The 18,114-nt window shown below is 69.1% G+C and carries 13 protein-coding genes and 1 pseudogene; 4 read left to right on the top strand and 10 right to left on the bottom strand.

Annotated elements, in window-relative coordinates; translation table 11 throughout:
• Positions 1-55 precede the first annotated feature (55 nt).
• Positions 56-649, top strand: coding sequence for a formyltransferase family protein (locus tag A6302_RS01805; RefSeq protein WP_069305607.1), 594 nt, complete (start codon positions 56-58; stop codon positions 647-649).
• Between the two features lie 289 nt (positions 650-938).
• Here the strand turns inward: A6302_RS01805 and A6302_RS01800 are convergent, their stop codons facing one another.
• From A6302_RS01800 to A6302_RS01775, 7 genes and pseudogenes are all read right to left on the bottom strand, one after another.
• Positions 939-1,553, bottom strand: coding sequence for a malonic semialdehyde reductase (locus A6302_RS01800; RefSeq protein ID WP_069305606.1), 615 nt, complete (start codon positions 1,551-1,553; stop codon positions 939-941).
• A gap of 269 nt (positions 1,554-1,822) precedes the next feature.
• Positions 1,823-2,380, bottom strand: a complete 558-nt coding sequence (locus A6302_RS01795; RefSeq protein ID WP_069305605.1) for a NifU family protein — start codon at positions 2,378-2,380, stop codon at positions 1,823-1,825.
• Between the two features lie 200 nt (positions 2,381-2,580).
• Positions 2,581-3,075 carry a universal stress protein gene (locus A6302_RS01790; RefSeq protein ID WP_069305633.1) on the bottom strand — a complete coding sequence of 165 codons (495 nt, stop codon included), beginning with the start codon at positions 3,073-3,075 and terminating at the stop codon, positions 2,581-2,583.
• 70 nt (positions 3,076-3,145) lie between these two features.
• A pseudogene (trpS, locus tag A6302_RS01785) lies at positions 3,146-4,194 on the bottom strand (tryptophan--tRNA ligase).
• A 62-nt stretch (positions 4,195-4,256) separates the two neighbouring features.
• Positions 4,257-4,514: a hypothetical protein gene (locus tag A6302_RS26415; RefSeq protein WP_342586190.1), complete on the bottom strand. Its 258-nt coding sequence runs from the start codon at positions 4,512-4,514 to the stop codon at positions 4,257-4,259.
• A complete protein-coding gene (gene murJ, locus A6302_RS01780) occupies positions 4,514-5,845 on the bottom strand; it encodes a murein biosynthesis integral membrane protein MurJ (protein WP_342586189.1) in 1,332 nt (443 codons plus the stop codon). Before murJ ends, A6302_RS26415 begins: the two co-directional genes overlap by 1 nt.
• 280 nt (positions 5,846-6,125) lie before the next feature.
• Complete coding sequence (locus A6302_RS01775; RefSeq protein WP_069305604.1) at positions 6,126-8,921, bottom strand: [protein-PII] uridylyltransferase; 2,796 nt, start codon at positions 8,919-8,921, stop codon at positions 6,126-6,128.
• A 404-nt stretch (positions 8,922-9,325) separates the two neighbouring features.
• Between A6302_RS01775 and A6302_RS01770 the strand changes: the two genes are divergently transcribed.
• The gene (locus A6302_RS01770; RefSeq protein ID WP_069305603.1) at positions 9,326-9,721 is read left to right on the top strand and encodes a DUF1236 domain-containing protein; all 396 of its coding nucleotides are present in this window, start codon (positions 9,326-9,328) and stop codon (positions 9,719-9,721) included.
• 95 nt (positions 9,722-9,816) lie between these two features.
• Here A6302_RS01770 and mutS read toward each other — a convergent pair whose 3' ends face one another.
• The 3 genes from mutS to nth all read right to left on the bottom strand — a co-directional run bounded on the left by mutS (position 9,817) and on the right by nth (position 16,429).
• Positions 9,817-12,594 carry a DNA mismatch repair protein MutS gene (gene mutS / locus A6302_RS01765; protein ID WP_425349101.1) on the bottom strand — a complete coding sequence of 926 codons (2,778 nt, stop codon included), beginning with the start codon at positions 12,592-12,594 and terminating at the stop codon, positions 9,817-9,819.
• Positions 12,595-12,738: 144 nt separating this feature from the next.
• Entirely contained in the window at positions 12,739-15,546 is a 2,808-nt protein-coding gene (locus tag A6302_RS01760) for a bifunctional diguanylate cyclase/phosphodiesterase (RefSeq protein WP_069305602.1), read from the bottom strand.
• Between the two features lie 142 nt (positions 15,547-15,688).
• Positions 15,689-16,429, bottom strand: a complete 741-nt coding sequence (gene nth, locus A6302_RS01755; RefSeq protein WP_069305601.1) for an endonuclease III — start codon at positions 16,427-16,429, stop codon at positions 15,689-15,691.
• Between the two features lie 22 nt (positions 16,430-16,451).
• Here nth and A6302_RS01750 point away from each other — a divergent pair, with 22 nt between their 5' ends.
• Together A6302_RS01750 and A6302_RS01745 are read left to right on the top strand one after the other, a co-directional pair.
• Positions 16,452-16,952: a DUF2244 domain-containing protein gene (locus A6302_RS01750; protein WP_069305600.1), complete on the top strand. Its 501-nt coding sequence runs from the start codon at positions 16,452-16,454 to the stop codon at positions 16,950-16,952.
• Positions 16,953-17,170: 218 nt separating this feature from the next.
• Positions 17,171-18,052: a methylated-DNA--[protein]-cysteine S-methyltransferase gene (locus tag A6302_RS01745; RefSeq protein WP_069305631.1), complete on the top strand. Its 882-nt coding sequence runs from the start codon at positions 17,171-17,173 to the stop codon at positions 18,050-18,052.
• Positions 18,053-18,114: the final 62 nt, after the last annotated feature.

The raw sequence follows: 18,114 nt of genomic DNA, 5'->3' as shown, positions 1-18,114 counted from the left end.
TCCGGCGAAGACACTCCGCCACCCGTGCGGAGGCCAAGAGACGCCAGGAGAGAGCATGAAGATCACCATCGTCGGGTCCCGCTATTTCGGTGCCACCGCCCTTGAGGTGCTCCGGGCCGAGCCGGGGGTGGAGATCCTCAGCGTCGTCGTCCCCGACGCGGAGGACCGTCTCGCCGCCGCCGCGACGGACGCCGGACTGCCGGTCTCCGTTCAGGCCGACCCGATGGAAGTGCCGGCCGAGATGATTCCCGACGGCACCGACCTGATCGTCACCGCCCACAGCCACGCCCGCGTGACGGCGGAGGCGCTGGCGAGATCCCGCCTCGGCGGCATCGGCTACCATCCGTCGCTGCTGCCGCGCCACCGCGGCATCGCGGCGGTGGAATGGACGATCAAGTCCGGCGACGCCATTGCCGGCGGCACGATCTATCACCTTGCCGAACGGATGGACGCCGGCGCGATCGCCATGCAGGACTGGTGCTTCGTCAAGACGGGCGAAACCGCCCGCGAGCTCTGGGAACGGGCTCTGGCCCCGCTCGGCCTCAGCCTGATGGCGAGGGTGGTCCGCCACGCGGTCGCCACCGGGGAGTTGCCGTCGAAGGCCCAGGAAGAGGAATTCGCGACGACGGCGCGGAAGAAGGATCTCTGAGGGGGTTTGCGGATTTTCGAGAGGTCGTGCCGTGCGGCGCCCCCTCACCCTGTCCCTCTCCCCGACGGGGAGAGGGCACGCCGGATTCAAACGCTTGTCGAAAAGCGACGTCTCGTTTCGGCGACAGACCTGCGAGGGACAAAACCCTCGCCTTCATCGTCCCCTCTCCCCTCGGGGGGTGAGACCGAAGGTCGAACGCCGAGGGGCAGGTGACCCGAGGCCGGCGGGGCCAGGGTGAGGGGTGGAGCCACAAGCTCAGCACCCGCTCATGTCACCCCAGACCGCCAACTCACACGAACTGCACGAATTCCTCGAGGTCGAGGCGCGGGCTGCGGGGGTGCAGCTTGCCATGGTCGCCGTAGCCGAGGTTGATCAGCAGCGACGACTTCCAGCTGGTGCCGGACAGGAAGGCCTCGTCGACCTTGGCCGCGTCGAAGCCCGCCATCGGGCCGGCGTCGAGGCCGAGCGCGCGGGCGGCGAGGATGAGGTAGCCGGTCTGCAGCGCGGCCGAATAGTGCGCCGTGTTGCGGATGTTGGCCTCCGGCGTGCCGGCGAACCACGACCGGGCGTCGGCGTGGGGGAAGGTCTTCGGCAGCTTCTCGTAGAATTCCATGTCATAGGCGGCGATCACCGTCACCGGCGCCGACATGGTCTTGTCGACGTTGCCGGGCGAGAGCAGCGGCCGCAGCTTTTCCTTCGCCGCCTTCGTCGTCACGAAGACGAAACGGCCGGGCAGCGCGTTGACGGCGGTCGGCCCGAAGCCGGCGAGGCGGGCGGCGTCCTCCAGCGTCTCGCGGGCGACCGGCTTGTCCAGCCAGGCGTTGTGGGTGCGGGCTTCGCGGAAGAGCACGTCGAGCGCGCCGGCATCGAGCGCGGGGCGGGTTCGGGCGACAAGGGCGTCCATCGGAAATCTCCATGCTGCCGGCGATACGCCGTCCGGTCTGCGGACGGTCACGCCGGAATTCAAACCCGGAACGCTCTCCGGCGGCGCGCAGAGAGGCGCCAGCCGGGCATCCGGTGCATGGCACCATGCGGCGCTCATGCAACGCAGCATAGATAACGAAAGCCCCGCGGAAGACGAGCTACCGCGGGGCTGACACATTGTTCACTGAAGGCGAGACAAACACGATGTCGTGATCGATCTGGTATCGCCAGAGATACAAACCGTCCGGCTCAGCTGACGGCGCGGACCTCTTCCACTTCCGGCAGGAAATGGCGCAGCAGATTCTGGATGCCGTGGCGCAGGGTGGCGGTCGACGACGGGCAGCCGGCGCAGGCGCCGCGCATGTTGAGGTAGACGATGCCGTCCTTGAACGAACGGAAGGTGATGTCGCCGCCATCCTGGGCCACCGCCGGGCGCACGCGCGTCTCCAGCAGTTCCTTGATGGTGGCGACCGTCTCGGCGTCGGCCTCGTCGAAGTCCTCGGCGCTGGCGACCACCGGCTCGTCGGCCAGCACCACGGGCAGGCCGGAGACGAAATGCTCCATGATCGCACCGAGAATCGCCGGCTTCAGGTGCGCCCAGTCGCTGTCGTCCTTGGTCACGGTCACGAAGTCGTAGCCGAAGAACACGGAGGTGACGCCGGGCACGGCGAAGATGGCCTGGGCCAGCGGCGAGCGCGAGGCCGCCTCCTGGGTGGTGTATTCGAGCGGGCCGTCGGCCCATACCACCTTGCCCGGCAGGAACTTGAGCGTCGCGGGGTTCGGCGTCGCTTCGGTCTGAATGAACATGTTGTCTCCGGCGGAAGGTCCGCCGCTCCTTGGAATTCCTATAATCTATACTTGGACCTGCGGGCCGTGCGGATCAAGTCGGAAATCGAGGATTCTCCCGCGCCCGCTCCGGCGGGACCGGGCCGCAGTGACGGTCACGCAGAGGGGACGAACGAAATGCCGCGCAATTCAGCGGCGAACGGCCCTTCTCCGGGCCGATGTCAGGTCACACCGAGAATGTCGTCGTCCGACATGGTGCCGGGAATGATCGTCACCGGGATGTGGAAGGTGGTGCCACTCTTGCCGGCGAGCGAGGAAATCAGCGGCCCGGGACCGTCGGTCTCGGTGGAGGCGGCCAGCACGAGAATCGCGATGTCGCCGTCGCCGTCGATCACCGCGTTGATCTCCTCGGCGAGTCGGCCCTCGCGGATCACGCATTCCGGGTCGACCCCGAAGCGCAGGCGCGCCTCCTCGGCATAGGTCGCCAGCCGCGCCTCGGCCTCCTCGCGGGCCTCGGCGCGCATGATCTCCTCGACGCCGAGCCAGTGCTGGAACTCGCCGGGCTCGATCACGAACAGCAGCACGACCACGCCGTTGCTGCGGGCCGCGCGGCCAGCCGCGTAGGCCACGGCCCGTCCGCATTCGGGCGAGCCGTCGATCACGGTCAGGAACTTGCGCTTGTGGCCCTCTTCGCGCGAGAGGCGTCTCGTCACCATGGCCGGCATGCTGCCACCGGGCCGCCGATCCGGCAACCCGTGAAACGCCGCAGGCGCTCACACCTGCGTGTCACCGCGCGCTGCGGAGCAGGCCGACGATGTCCTTGACGTTGTCGAGCACCGGCAGGGCGATGGCGCGGGCGCGCGCCGACCCGTCGGCCAGCACCGCGTCGATGTGGGCGGGATCGGCGAGAAGGTCGCGCATGCGGCCGGCGACCGGGGCAAGGCTCTCGACCGCAAGATCGGCGAGCGCCGGCTTGAAGGCCGAGAACAGTGCGCCGCCGAATTCGCTCAGCACCTCGGCCTTGGTCCGGCCGGCGAGCGCGGCATAGATGCCGACGAGGTTGTCCGCCTCGGGCCGCGCCTTCAGGCCCTCGATCTCGGAGGGCAGCGGCTCGGAATCGGTCTTGGCCCGGCGGATCTTCTGGCTGATCGTGTCGGCGTCGTCGGTGAGGTTGATGCGCGAATTGTCGGACGGGTCCGACTTCGACATCTTCTTGGCGCCGTCGCGCAGGCTCATCACCCGCGTCGCCGGACCCTGGATCAGCGGTTCGGGCTGCGGGAAGAAGCCATCGTCGCCTTCGCCAAGGCCGAGCTCGGCAATGCGCGCGGCAAAGTCGTGGTTGAACTTCGCCGCCGTGTCGCGGGCCAGTTCCAGATGCTGCTTCTGGTCCTCGCCGACCGGCACATGGGTGGCGCGATAGGCGAGGATGTCGGCCGACATCAGGTTGGGATAGGAGAACAGGCCGACCGAGGCGTTCTCGCGGTCCTTGCCGGCCTTTTCCTTGAACTGGGTCATGCGGTTGAGCCAGCCCATCCGCGCCACGCAGTTGAAGATCCACGCAAGTTCCGCATGGGCCGAGACCTGGCTCTGGTTGAAGACGATATGCGCCGCCGGATCGATGCCGGCGGCGAGAAACGCGGCCGTGACCTCGCGGATCTGGGTCTTCAGCACGTTCGGGTCCTGCCAGACCGTGATCGCGTGCAGGTCCACCACGCAGTAGATGCAGTCATGGGTCGCCTGCATCTCGACGAAGCGCTTGATCGCCCCGAGATAGTTGCCGAGGTGCAGGTTGCCGGTGGCTGGACGCCGGAAAAGACCAGAGGCTTGAAGGCCATGTGCGGACCCTTGGGAAGCGGGGCGGAAAGTCGGCCGGTTATGGCGATACACGGGAGCCGGATCAAGGCCCGCCGGGGGTTTTTCGCCGGGCGGCGCGCGCGAGGACCATGCCGCCGTAGCGCCGGAAGTCGATCGCCCCGGTAAGGGCAGCGAAGACGGCGAACAGCAGCATGCCCCCCGTGACCAGCGCCAGCAGCGCGGCGGCGGAGGCCAGCAGCCCGGCCGAGGGCGTCAGCCACGGCGCCAGCAGGCCGGCGCCGAACCAGAGCCCCGCCCCCATCAGCAGGCTGGCGAGCAGCAGCAGCGGCAGGCGCTTCATCAGCAGGCGGTCCGGGGCGATCTGGCCGCGCCGCAGCAGACCGGCGGCGAGCAGCAGCGCGTTGACCCAGGCGCCACCGAGGTGGCGGCCGCGATGCCCACATGGGCGAAGGCCGGGAACAGCGCCAGCGCGAGGCCGACGTTGACCACCATCGAGATGCCGGCGTGGATCGTCGGGGTCTTCGTGTCCTCGCGGGCGAAATAGCCGGGCTGGAACACCTTGATCGCGACGAAGGCCGGCAGGCCTGCCGCATAGGCGGCGAGCGCCGCGCCGGTGGCGGCGCTGTCGGCCGCGGTGAAGGCGCCGCGCTCGAACAGGACGCGGATGACCTCGACCGGCACCACCATCAGCGCGACGGCCGCCGGCAGGGTCAGCGCCATGGAGAATTCCAGCGCCCGGTTCTGGGTGTGGATCGCGGTCTCGGGGGTTGCCGAGCGCAGCTGGCGGGTGATGTCGGGCAGGAGCACGACGCCGATCGCCACGCCGACGACGCCGAGCGGCAGCTGGTAGAGCCGGTCTGCGTAGTAGAGATAGCTGACGGCGCTCGCCTGCGTGGAGGCGATGATGGTGCCGACGACGATGTTGATCTGGGTGATGCCGCCGGCAATCACGCCGGGCACGCCGAGGACGAGCAGTCGCTTGACCCCCGGCGTCATCCGCGGCCGGCGCGGGCGCAGGGAGAAGCCGATCGCCCGAAGGCCGATCACCAGCGCGCCGAGCTGGATGAAGCCGGCGGCACAGACGGCCCAGGACAGCACGAAGGCCGCCTCGGCGGTGCCCGCCGTTCCGTCCAGCCAGATCCAGGCAAGCGCGCCGACCAGCACGACATTGAGCAGCGACGGCACGAAGCCGGCGAGCGCGAAGCGGCCCATGGAGTTCAGCATGCCGGAGGCCATCGCCGTCAGCGACATGCAGAGAAGATAGGGAAACATGATCCGCGTCATGTCCACCGACAGGCCGAACTTGGCCGGATCGTCGGCAAAGCCGGGCGCCAGCGCGTAGACCAGCACCGGCATCGCCAGTTCGGCCAGCGCGGTGACGAGGATCAGCGTGAACAGCAGCGCCGCGAGGATTTCCTCGGCAAAGGCGCGGGCGCGCGGCGCGCCGCCCTCCTCGACCGCGCGGGCGAACAGCGGCACGAAGGCGGCGTTGAAGGCGCCTTCGGCGAACAGGCGGCGGAACAGGTTGGGCAGGCGGAAGGCGACGAAGAAGGCGTCGGCGATCGGGCCCGAGCCGATCATCGTCGCCATGAACACGTCACGGGCAAAGCCCAGCACCCGCGAGACCAGCGTGGCGACGCCGACGGTGGCAAAGTTCTTCAGGAGGTTCATGGCGCGGGGCGCTCCGGGGTTGCCCGTCTCGGGTCCGTGGCCGGGGCGGTGCCGGGCCGCTCACCCCTCTCCCTGTCTCTCCCCCACAGGGGAGGAGGGGACGATGGGCGCGAGGAGGTGCGTCCCATCGACCGTGCGTCGCGGCGAAAGTCCGATCGGCAGAAGGCGGCGCGTCCTGCGTCCCCTCCCCCCTTGTGGGGGAGGGACAGGGAGGGGGGTAAAGGCGGCAGACTCGGCCCCGACTCAGTCCTGCCCGAGATCGAGGACAAGACCGCGCCGCTCACGCCACGGCCTTCTTCGCCGGCTTTGCCTCGCCGGCGCGGGTGCCGTCGAAGGCCTGGGTCAGGCGGCGGCGGATCGTGCCGTGGCGGCTGGTGGAGAGGATCTTGTGGCCCATCAGGTCGGTCACGTAGAAGACGTCCACCGCCCGCTCGCCGAAGGTGGCGATATGGGCCGAGGCGATGTTGAGGTTGAGGTCCGAGATCGCGCCGGTGAGATCGTAGAGGAGGCCCGGCCGGTCGAGGCCGGACACCTCGATCACCGAGAAATACTCCGACAGGGTGTTGTCGAGCGTCACCTGGGTCTCGAGCGCGAAGGCCTTGGTCGACCGGCGGCCGGCGACCTTGCGGGCGACGATCTCCGGCAGCTGCTCGCGGCCCTCCAGCGTCGCCTCGATCAGCGCCGTGATGCGGCCGGCGCGGCGCATCTCGTCGGCATCATCGGCGAGTTCCCGCGAGACGACGATGGTGTCGAGCGCCATGCCGTCGGTGGTGGTGAAGATCTGGGCGTCGACGATGTTGCCGCCGGCCACCGTGCAGGCGCCGGCGATCGTCGACAGCAGGCGCGGATGGTCGGGCGCGACCACGGTCACCTCGGTCACGCCCTCGAAGGCGCGCAGCGCGTAGCCCGTGGCCAGCCGCCGTCCCTCCTGGTCGACCTTGCGGATCAGCGCGGCGTGGGCGAGCTTGGCTTCGAGGTCGACCCGCAGCATGTAGGGCGGATAATGGCGGGCGACGTAGCGGTCGCGCTCGGCCTCGCTCCAGTCGGACAGGGCGCCGCGCAGCTCCTGCCGCGCGCTTTCCACCCGGCGCTCGCGCGAGATCTGCGAGTGGCCGCCGAGGAGATAGGGCTCGGTCTCGTAGTAGAGCGTGCGCAGCAGCTGGCCCTTCCAGCCGGTCCACACCCCCGGGCCGACGCCGCGGATGTCGGCGATGGTGAGGATCACCAGCAGCTTCAGCCGCTCGATGGTCTGCACCACGCTGGCAAAATCGCGGATCGTCTTGCGGTCGGCGAGATCGCGCGACTGGGCGGTCATCGACATGGTGAGATGCTGCTCGACCAGCCAGGCGATCAGCTCGGTCTCGGCGGCCGAGAAGCCGAAGCGCGGGCCGAGCCGGCGGGCAATACGGGCGCCGGCGACCGAATGGTCCTCCGGGCGGCCCTTGGCGATGTCGTGCAGGAACAGTGCGAAATACAGCACCTTGCGGTTGACCGCGCCGGCGCGCAGCACCTCGGTCGCCAGCGGATGCCGCTGTTCCTCGCGGCCGTTTTCCAGGTCCGACAGGATGCCGATGCAGCGCAGCGTGTGCTCGTCCACCGTGTAGTGGTGGTACATGTTGAACTGCATCATCGCCACGACCTTGCCGAACTCCGGCACGAAACGGCCGAGCAGGCCGACCTCGTTCATCACCCGCAGCACGCTCTCGGGCCGGCGCGGCGAGGTGAGGATCTCGAGGAACAGGCGGTTCGCCTCCTCGTTCTCGCGCAGTTCCGCGCCGACCAGCCGCAGCGAGCGGGTGATCAGCTTGAGCGTCTCGGGATGGAAGGCGAGATCGCGCGCGTCGGAGATGTGGAACACGCGCAGGAGATTGACCGGATCGCGATCGAAGACGCGATCATCGGCATAGAGCAGGCGGTTGTTCTCGACGAGGAAGCCGTCGCCGACCGGGCTCATCTTCTTCTTGCGCTTGATCGACAGGCGGCCGAGCACGCGGTCGAGCATCGGCTCGGACTTCGCCTGCCGCACCTCCAGCGCCGAGCAGAAGATCCGCGTCAGGTCGCCGATGTCCTTGGCGACGAGGAAATAGTGCTTCATGAAGCGCTCGACGTCGGTGAGGCCGGAGCGCTCCTGATAGCCGAGCAGGCGGGCGATCTCGCGCTGGACGTCGAAGGTCAGCCGGTCCTCGGCCTTGCGCGTGACGAAGTGGAGATTGCAGCGCACCGCCCACAGGAAGTCGTCGCACTTGCGCAGGCGGGTGTATTCGGCGCGCGAGAACACGCCGTGCCCGACCAGTTCCTCGCCGCTGTCGACCTCGTAGAAATATTTGGCGATCCAGAACAGGGTGTGCAGGTCGCGCAGGCCGCCTTTGCTCTCCTTGACGTTCGGCTCGACCAGATAGCGGGACTGACCCTGCCGCTTGTGGCGCTCGTCGCGCTCGGTGAGCTTGGCCTGGATGAATTCCTGGGCGCTGCCGGCCACCACCTCCTGCTTGAAGCGGCGGACGAGCTCGGAGAACAGGCCCTCGTGACCGAAGATCCGCCGCGCCTCAAGGATCGAGGTGCGGATCGTCATGTCCTCCTTCGACAGGCGGATGCACTCGTCCACCCGCCGGGTCGAATGGCCGACCTTCAGGCCGAGATCCCACAGCATGTAGAGGATGAACTCGACGACGCTCTCGCCCCACGGGGTCTGCTTGTAGGGCAGCAGGAACAGGAGATCGATGTCGGAGCCCGGCGCCAGCAGGCCGCGGCCATAGCCGCCGACCGCGATCACCGACATGTGCTCGCCGGACGAGGGATTGTCGACCTTGTAGATCTTCTGGGCGGCGAAATCGTAGATGATCCGGATCAGCCGGTCGGTGAGATGCGACAGGCGGCGGGCGCAGTCGTTGCCCTTGCGGTCGACCGCCAGCCGGCGCCGCGCTTCCTCGCGCGCCTCGGCATTGACCCGCTTCAGGATCGCCAGCACCTGCGCACGGGCCTTGTCCGGCGTCGCGGTGCCCGCCCAGGCCGCGTCGATCTCGGCACGGACGGCGGTTTCATCGAAGAGGCTCTCGGAATCGGCGGTTCTTGACATCGGCGGCCCAGGTTCGCGGCGCGGCCCGCCGCCAGTCCGGAGAAACGAAGGGTCGGGAGCAGTCCTCTCAAGGCCTTCGTGGGAAAACCGCCGGAAAGGTCCCGGTCGAACGGTATAGCAACCAACCATTAACGTCGTCGTACCGCCGCCGCGGGTTATAGGGCGTCCCGGCGGGAAGGTCCAGCGCCGGAGCGTCCGGCCCCCTGCCCTGCCGCGGATCGACCGGCGACCTGCCGATCGGGCAGCCCGGCGGTCCCGTTGCCCCCGATTTCGATGTATTGTTTCCGTTTCCGCGTCAAAAACCCCAAAATCGCCACGGCAATCAGGCCATATCGGGGCAGAAGGAACAAGTCCTCCTGAAGAACATTCTTCTCTCATCGTTCATGAGACAAGGAGTTCTCAAGATGAAACGCACTGTTGTTGCCATTCTTGCCACCGGCTTTCTCGCGACCGCCAGCATGACCGCTGCCAATGCGCAGGAAGGCACCGTCAACGGCGCCGCGGGCGGCGCGGTGACCGGAGCGATCGTCGGTGGCCCGGTGGGCGCCGCCGTCGGCGGCGTGGTCGGTGCCGCCGTCGGCACGATCGTCGCCCCGCCCGAGCCCGTCCAGCAGTATGTCGTGCAGCAGGAACAGCCGACCGTGATGGTCACCGAGCCGGTGGCCGTCGGCCAGCCGCTGCCGCAGAACGTGGTGCTGTATCCGATTCCCGACCAGCCGCAGTATGTCTACACGGTGGTCAACAACCAGCGCGTCATCGTCGACCCGCAGACCCGGACGGTGATCCAGGTCGTCAACTGACCGGATCATGCCCCTCGGGCACAGGCCCGACATCGGAATCGACGCCTTGCGCCGCCGTGGACATCCTTCCGCGGCGGCGTTTCGCTGTCGGCCTGTCAGGACCCCGACTTTATCCGCTCGGCCTTCAGCGCATAGAGCGCCTCCAGCGCGGCGCGCGGGGTGAGATCGTCCGGGTTGATGGCGTCGAGCAGTTCGAACAGGCGCGGCACCGCCTCCGCCTCCACCGGCGCGACCCGCCGCCGGGCCGCCGTGAACAGCGGCAGGTCATCGATCAGCGACGCGGGCGCGTGGCCGCCGGATTTTTCCAGTTCGGTGAGAACCGCCCTTGCCCGCTCGACCACCGCCGCCGGCAGGCCGGCGAGTTTGGCCACCTGGATGCCATAGGAGCGGTCGGCGGCACCCGGCACGATCTCGTGCAGGAAGACGACGTCGCCCTTCCATTCGCGCACCTTGACGGTGGCGTTCATCACCCGCTCCAGCCGCTCCGACAGCGCCGTCAGCTCATGATAGTGGGTGGCAAACAGCGCCCGCGCGCGGTTCACCGCATGCAGGTGCTCGATGGTGGCCCAGGCAATCGACAGGCCGTCGAAGGTGGCGGTGCCGCGGCCGATCTCGTCGAGGATGACGAGAGCGCGCGGCCCGGCCTGGTTGAGGATCGCCGCGGTCTCGATCATCTCGACCATGAAGGTGGAACGACCCCGGGCAAGATCGTCGGCCGCGCCGACACGGCTGAACAGGCGGTCGACGACGCCGATATGGGCGAAAGCCGCCGGCACGAAGGCACCCATCTGCGCCATGACGGCGATCAGCGCATTCTGGCGCAGGAAGGTCGACTTGCCGGCCATGTTGGGGCCGGTGACCAGCCAGATCCGCCCGCCCTCGCCGACACCCTGCTCTGGACCGAGATCGGCATCGTTCGGCACGAAGGCCTGTCCCTCCTCGGCCAGCACCTTTTCCACCACCGGATGCCGGCCGCCCTCGATGCGGAAGGCCAGGCTGGCGTCGACCTTCGGGCGCACATGGCCGGCGGCATCGGCCAGCGTCGCCAGCGCGGCGGCGACGTCGAGCACGGCCAGCGCCGCGGCGGCGCGCTTGATCGCGTCGCCGGCGGCGATCACCTTCGCCAGCAGCCGGTCGAACACCTCCAGCTCGATGGCGAGCGACTGCTCCCCGGCCCGCGCGATCCGGCCCTCCAGTTCGCCGAGTTCGAAGGTGGAGAAGCGCACGGCGTTGGCGAGCGTCTGGCGGTGGATGAACAGCGCCGACAGCGGCGGAGCCAGCAGCGCCGGCGCATGGTTCGGGCCGACCTCGACGAAATAGCCGAGCACGTTGTTGTGGCGGATCTTGAGGGCACGGATGTCGGTCTTCTCGACATAGCCCTGCTGCAGCGAGGCGATCACCTTGCGGCTCTCGTCGCGCAGCGCGCGGGACTCGTCGAGATCGGCCCGGCAGCCGGCCCGCACGAAGCCACCGTCGCGTTTCAGCAGCGGCAGCTCGTCGTCGAGGGCGGCGACGAGTTCGGCGCCGAGATCGTGCGGCGCCGCGGCAAGGCTGGCGAGGGCGGCAGCCACCTCCGCCCCCGGATCGGCGATCTCGACGAGGCGCCCGAAGATGCCGGCGGCCGCCGACAGCCCGCCGGCCACTGCCATCAGGTCGCGCGGGCCGCCGCGGCCAAGCACGAGGCGGGAGAGCGCGCGGGCCATGTCCGGCACGGCGGCAAGGCGGCGGGCGATGTCGGCGCGCAGGGTCGCGTCACCCAGAAACAGCGCCACCGCGTCCTGGCGGCGGCGGATCTCCTCGGGATCGGTCAGCGGGGCGGCGAGCCGCTCGGCAAGGAGACGCGCCCCGGCGCCGGTCACCGTTCGGTCGATGGCGGACAAAAGGCTGCCGCGCCGGTCGCCGCCGAGGGTACGGACCAGTTCGAGATTGGCACGGGTGGCGGCATCGATCGCCATGGTGCCGCCCGAGCCCTCGCGCCGCGGCGGATCGAGCGGCGGACGCTGGCCGATCTGGGTGCGGTCGAGATAGCCGACCACGGCGGCGGCCGCCTGCAGTTCGAGGCGGGAGAACTGGCCGTAGGCGTCGAGGCTGGCAACGCCGTAGAAGGCCGCGACCCGGGTCGCGGCAGTGGCCCCGTCGAAGAAGGCCCGCGGCACGGGGACTGCGGCCGCGCCCGACTGGCGCCAGATCGCCCGGAGGCCGTCCTCGGAAAACAGCACGTCCGGCACCAGCAGCTCGCGCGGCTCGATGCGGGCGATCGCCGACGAGAGCGCGTCGCCCTCGACCTCCGACACCCGGAACACGCCGGTCGACATGTCAACCCAGGCGAGCGCGAAACGGTCGTCGCCGCCCTCGGCCCCGCCCTTGGCCCGGGCGACGGCGGCGAGGAAATTCGCCCGCCGGGCGTCGAGCAGCGTGTCCTCGGTGATGGTGCCGGGGGTGACGAGGCGCACGACGTCGCGGCGGACCACGGACTTGGAGCCGCGCTTGCGCGCCTCCGCCGGATCCTCGGTCTGTTCGCAGACGGCAACGCGGTGGCCGAGCATGATCAGGCGCTGGAGATAGTCGTCGGCGGCATGGACCGGCACGCCGCACATCGGGATGTCCTGGCCGAGATGCTTGCCGCGCTTCGTCAGCGTGATGCCGAGTGCGCGGCTGGCCACCTCCGCGTCGTCGAAGAACATCTCGTAGAAGTCGCCCATCCGGAAGAACAGCAGGCTGTCCGGATTGGCGGCCTTGATCTCGATGAACTGCTCCATGACCGGCGTGATCCGGCCGGGATCGACAGCCTCGGGCATCGCGGCGGTCCCGGGCACGACCAGCGGCGCGTCGCCGGCCCCGGCATCCGCATCGGGAACGAACGGGCGCGTCATCGGGCGGATCGCCGGCGCGGGAGAAGGCGGAAAGGCGTGGTGCTCATGGGGCGCAAAGCCTAGCAGCTTCACGACGGGCGATCACGCCGCCCCGGCCGGGCGGGGCACGTCATCCCCAGATGTCGCGGCCCGGCGATGCCGGGTTCAGACCGCGATGGCGACGATCGGCAGGTCGGCGGGCTCTGCCGCCGGTCCGCTGCACTCGAGCGGCGCCGGGCGACCGAGCAGATAGCCCTGCGCCTCGTCGCAGCCCTCATGGCGAAGGAGGTCGAGCTGCGACCGGGTCTCGACGCCCTCGGCCAGCACCGGAACCTCGAGGCTGCGGCCGAGCGCGAGGATCGCGCGGATGATCGCCTTCGACTGCCGGTTGGTCTCGATCTCGGTCATGAAGCTGCGGTCGAGCTTGATCTTGTCGAAGGGGAAGGAGCGCAGGGTGTCCAGCGAGGAATAGCCGGTGCCGAAGTCGTCGATGGCGATGGTGACGCCGAGCGCCTTGATCTGGCGCAGGATGTGGAGCGCGCGGACCTTGTCGCCGATGATCGCCGATTCGGTGATCTCCAGTTCCAGACGCGCCGGCTGCAGGCCGGTCTCGACCAGGATGCCGTGCACGACGGCGACGAGATCGGCATGGCCGAGCTGCACCGGCGACAGGTTGACCGCGATGCGCCAGGGCTGCGCCCAGGACGCGGCCTGCCGGCACGCCTCGCGCAGCACCCATTCGCCGAGCGGAACGATCGCGCCGCATTCCTCGGCGATCGGAATGAACTCGGCCGGCGACACCATCCCGCGTTCGGGATGGCGCCAGCGCAGAAGCACCTCGTAGCCGGTGGTCTCGCCGGTCCCGACCGACTTCTGGATCTGGTAGAACAGGCCGAACTGGCCGAGTTCGATGGCCTTCCACAGATCGCGGGCGAGGGCGCGGCGATGACGCGCGGCCTCGTCCATGCGGGCCTCGTAGAAGCAGACGAAGCGGCCGATGGTGGCCTTGGCGCGGTACATCGCAAGGTCGGCGTTGTTGACGAGCTGATCGCGGCCGACGGCATCCTCGGGATAGACGGCGACGCCGGCGCTTGCCCCCGAGACGATCTCGAAGCCGTCGATCTCGATCCGGGTGCAGAGCGAGACCTCCAGTCGGGCGAGGAAGCCGTGCAGGTCCTCGTCGTGGGAAAAGCGCTTGAGCGCGACGAATTCGTCGCCGCCGAAACGGGCCACGAACTCGCCCTCCTGCAGATCGCCCGCCAGACGCGCCGCGACGATCTTCAGCACCTCGTCGCCGGTGGCGTGACCGCGCTGGTCGTTGATTTCCTTGAAGTCGTTGAGATCGATGCCGACCACGGCAACACGCAGGCCGAGCCGGGCCGCTGCCTCCAGCTCGTCGTCGAGCCGTTCGTTGAAATGGTCGCGGTTGGGCAGGCCGGTCAGGCCGTCGTGACGGGCCATGTGCACGATGCGCGCCTCGCTGCGGCTGCGCTCGGTGATGTCCTCGAAGGTGGAGACGAAGCCGCCGCCCGAATGCACGGTGTGAACGATCGACAGGATGCTGCCATCGGGCAGGGTCTCGATCATGGCGCCGCCACCGGCGCGGATGACCCGGCGGTGCCGCTCGTAGGCCTCGAGGGCAGCCTCCGGCGTATCGGGCTGGCCGGGAAGGACCGCGCCGACCCGCATGACCAGGTCGGCCATCGTCAGGCCGCGTTCGACCGCGTCGGCAGGCAGGCCGAACACCTCCTCGAAACGCGGGTTCCACAGCACCAGCCGCTCATCGGCATCGAACAGGCAAAGCCCCTGGGACATGTTGCCAAGGGCGACGTCGAGATTGCGGCGCGCCTCGGCGACCGCGTCGGCATCGGCCTTCTTGCGGGAGATGTCGCGGGTGATCTTGGCAAAGCCGAGCAGGCTGCCGTCGGGGCGCCGGATCGGGTCGATCACCACATGCGCCCAGAAGGTGCTGCCGTCCTTGCGAACCCGGATGCCCTCGGACTCGAACTTGCCCTCCGCAAGGGCCGTTTGCAGCGCGCGCTGCGGCAGTCCGGCCTGCCGGTCCGCCTCGGTGTAGAACATGCCGAAATGCCGGCCGATCGCCTCCTCCGGACGATAGCCCTTGGTGCGCTCGGCGCCGGCGTTCCAGTTGGTGATATGGCCCGTCTCGTCCAGGAGATAGAGCGCGTAGTCGGTCATGCCCTCCACCAGCAGGCGAAAGTTGAGGTCCTTCTCGTCGGCCCGGTCCTGGGCCCGCCGGCCGACGATCGCCACGCCGAGGCAGAAGACGAGGATCAGCAGCGCGGCGGCGGCGATCACCAGCGCCAGCATCGACGACGAGATGCCGAGCTCCATGGTCGCCCGGGTCGGGTCGGGATGGACGACCACCGCGCCCATCGCCGTGAAATGCAGGCAGACGATGCCGAGGGTCAGCAGGCCGGCGCCCAGAAGCGTCTCGCGCATCCGCTCGCGGCGGCTGACCACGTAGAAGGCCGCGCCGTCCAGCAGCATGCCGAGCACGATGGAGGCGACGACCAGATCGGTCTGCCAGGTGATGTCGGCGGGGATCATCACCGCGCGCATGCCGAGGAAATGCATGAGCGCGATGCCGAGGCCGGCGATGGCGCCGCCGAGGATCGCCACCTGTCCGTCGCGCACCATCGCGGCCGCGCCGAGGCCGACCGAGACCATCAGGATCGCGGCGGCGAGCGACAGGACCGTGAGATTGAGCTCGAAGCCGAGATCGAAGCCCGGGCGATAGGCCAGCATGGCGATGAAATGCGTCGCCCAGATTCCGAAGCCGCCGCAGACGCCGCCGCTCGCGATCCACAGCGCCTTGGCGCCGCCGGTGGCGCGCATCGCGCGGTTGAGAAAGCTGACGGCGGCAAAGCTGCTGATGAAGCAGACAAGGCCTGCAAGGATGACAAGCCGGAGATCGTGGTTGATCACAAGGCAGGACAGGACACGCAACATCGCAGCTTTCCCCGGAGGCGAGCCCGGACCGTAGCCACGATTTCTTGCGAAGAAGTTGCAGTAACTTCAATGTGATCAGATACGCACGCACTTCATCCTTGGCGTGTGCCGACGCCAGACGCCTCGCCCCGGGCGCGTCGTTTCAGCCGGCGGGAACAGTCTTCTCCGGGCTCTTGCACAGGTCGGCGATCAGACAGTGCTCGCATTCGGGCCGGCGCGCCTTGCAGACATAGCGCCCGTGCAGGATCAGCCAGTGATGGGCATGCTGGAGGTAGCCGGCCGGAATGATCCGCAGGAAGGCGGTTTCCACCTCCAGCGGTGTCTTGCCGGGCGCAAGGACGAGCCGGTTGCCGATCCGGAAGATGTGGGTGTCGACCGCGAAGGTCGGCTCGCCGAAAGCGATGTTGAGCACGACGTTGGCGGTCTTGCGGCCGACGCCGGGCAGCGCCTCCAGCGCATCGCGTGCGCGCGGCACCTCGCCGCCGTGCTCGCGGACCAGCATCTCGGAGAGGGCGATGACATTCTTCGCCTTGTTGCGGAAGAGCCCGATGGTCTTGATATGCTCGCGGACGGCGTCCTCGCCGAGCGCGACCATCTTCTCCGGCGTGTCGGCCGCGGCAAACAGCGCCCGCGTCGCCTTGTTGACGCCCGCGTCCGTCGCCTGCGCGGAGAGCACCACGGCCACCAGCAGGGTGAAGGCGTTGACGTGTTCCAGCTCGCCCTTCGGCTCGGGATCGGCCTGCCGGAACCGCTCGAAGATCGCCGCCACCTCGGCCGGGCTGTAGACGGGCCCCTTCGCCCGGCGGGCGCGCGCCGGTTTGCGGGCGATGGCGGCCTTGGCGGGGGGCGATTTTTTACCTGGCGGGCGCTTTTCGTCGCTCATCCCCCCTCTATACTCAAGTGCCATGGAAACACCCAGTCCCGGCGGCGCGGCGTCCGATCCTGTCGACATCTTTTTCGCGGCCCGGCTGACGCCGCACCGCTCGCTGAGCCCGCAGGGGTTTCTGGCGCTGATGGCGGCCGTGGGCGCGGTCAGCTTCGCGCTCGGCCTGTTCTCGGTGGTGAAGGGCGCCTGGCCGATCGCGGGCTTCTTCGGCCTCGACGTGGCCATCCTCTGGTTCGCCTTCCGGCGCAATTTTGCCGACGCCCGCCAGTATGAGGAAATCCGCCTGTCGCCGACCGAACTCCTCATCCGCCGCGTCGGCCGCCGCGGCGACGAACAGGTCTATCGCTTCAATCCCTACTGGGTGCGGCTCGACATGCTGCGGCTGGAGGACGAGGGTCTGAAGCGGCTCGATGTGATCTCCCACGGCCAAGGCCTCGAGATCGGCGCCTTCCTCAACCCCGACGACCGCGAGAGCTTTGCGGAGGCGTTCGGACGGGCACTCGGGACCGTGCGTCGCTGACCTTTTCAAGCCGCTCCACAACAGAGGAAGGTCCCAAACGCACCGCATCGGAAATCGGGTGGCGGTTTCGCCTGCCGCGGCTATCCTCGCCAGACCGAGAGGAGAGCCCCATGGACGCCGCTGCCCTGCCCCTTCGCATCGAGCCCGACCTGCTGCGCCCCGTGGGCGCTTCTGCCGGTGCACCCGACCTGATCCTGCCCAAGACGAGCGGCCTCCTGATGAATGCCGGAACGCCCCGCGAGCTGCTGATTGCCGCCGACGACTACCGGCTGGTGCGCGACACGATCCGCTGGCTGAACGAGAACTGGCAGGGCCAGCCCGAGCTGGAGACGATCGCCGCGGCGGTCGGCGCGCCGGCGGCCCATCTCCACAAGGTGTTCACCCGATGGGCCGGGCTCAGCCCCAAGGCGTTCCTGCAGGCGCTGACCCTCGACCACGCCCGGCGCCTGCTCGACCAGTCGGCCAGCATCCTCGACACCGCGCTGGAGGTGGGTCTTTCCGGCCCCGGCCGGCTGCACGACCTGTTCGTCACCCACGAGGCGATGTCGCCGGGGGCCTACAAGGCGCGCGGCGCCGGCGTCACGATCTCCTACGGTTTCCACCCGTCGCCCTTCGGCTCGGTGCTGCTGATGGCGACCGAGCGGGGCCTCGCCGGCCTTGCCTTCGCCGACGCGGGCGAGGAGGCGGCCGCGCTCGCCGACATGCGGCAGCGCTGGCCGGCGGCGGCCTATGTGGAAGATCCGGTGCTGACCGCGCCCTATGTGGCGCGCATCTTCGATCCCCATGCCTGGGCGAAGGACCGGCCGCTGCGGGTGGTGTTCATCGGCACCGACTTCGAGGTGCGGGTGTGGGAGACGCTGCTGCGCATTCCGCTCGGCAAGGCGACCACCTATTCCGACATCGCCCGCCACATCGGCAAGCCGGCGGCGGCCCGGGCCGTGGGCTCGGCGGTCGGCCGAAATCCGCTGTCCTTCGTCGTGCCCTGCCACCGCGTGCTCGGCCGCACGGGTGATCTCTGCGGCTACCACTGGGGCCTGACGCGCAAGCGCGCGATCCTCGGCTGGGAGACCGGCGTGACGGATGGCGACAAGGCGAAGTGAGGGGGGGGGGAAGTTTCGCGAGGCTGCGGCCTGCCGCAAGGTTCCCCCTCTCCCTGTCCCTC

The sequence above is a fragment of the Methylobrevis pamukkalensis genome (genome assembly GCF_001720135.1).
GTDB lineage: Bacteria > Pseudomonadota > Alphaproteobacteria > Rhizobiales > Pleomorphomonadaceae > Methylobrevis > Methylobrevis pamukkalensis.
This window is presented reverse-complemented; position numbering and strand designations above follow the sequence as displayed.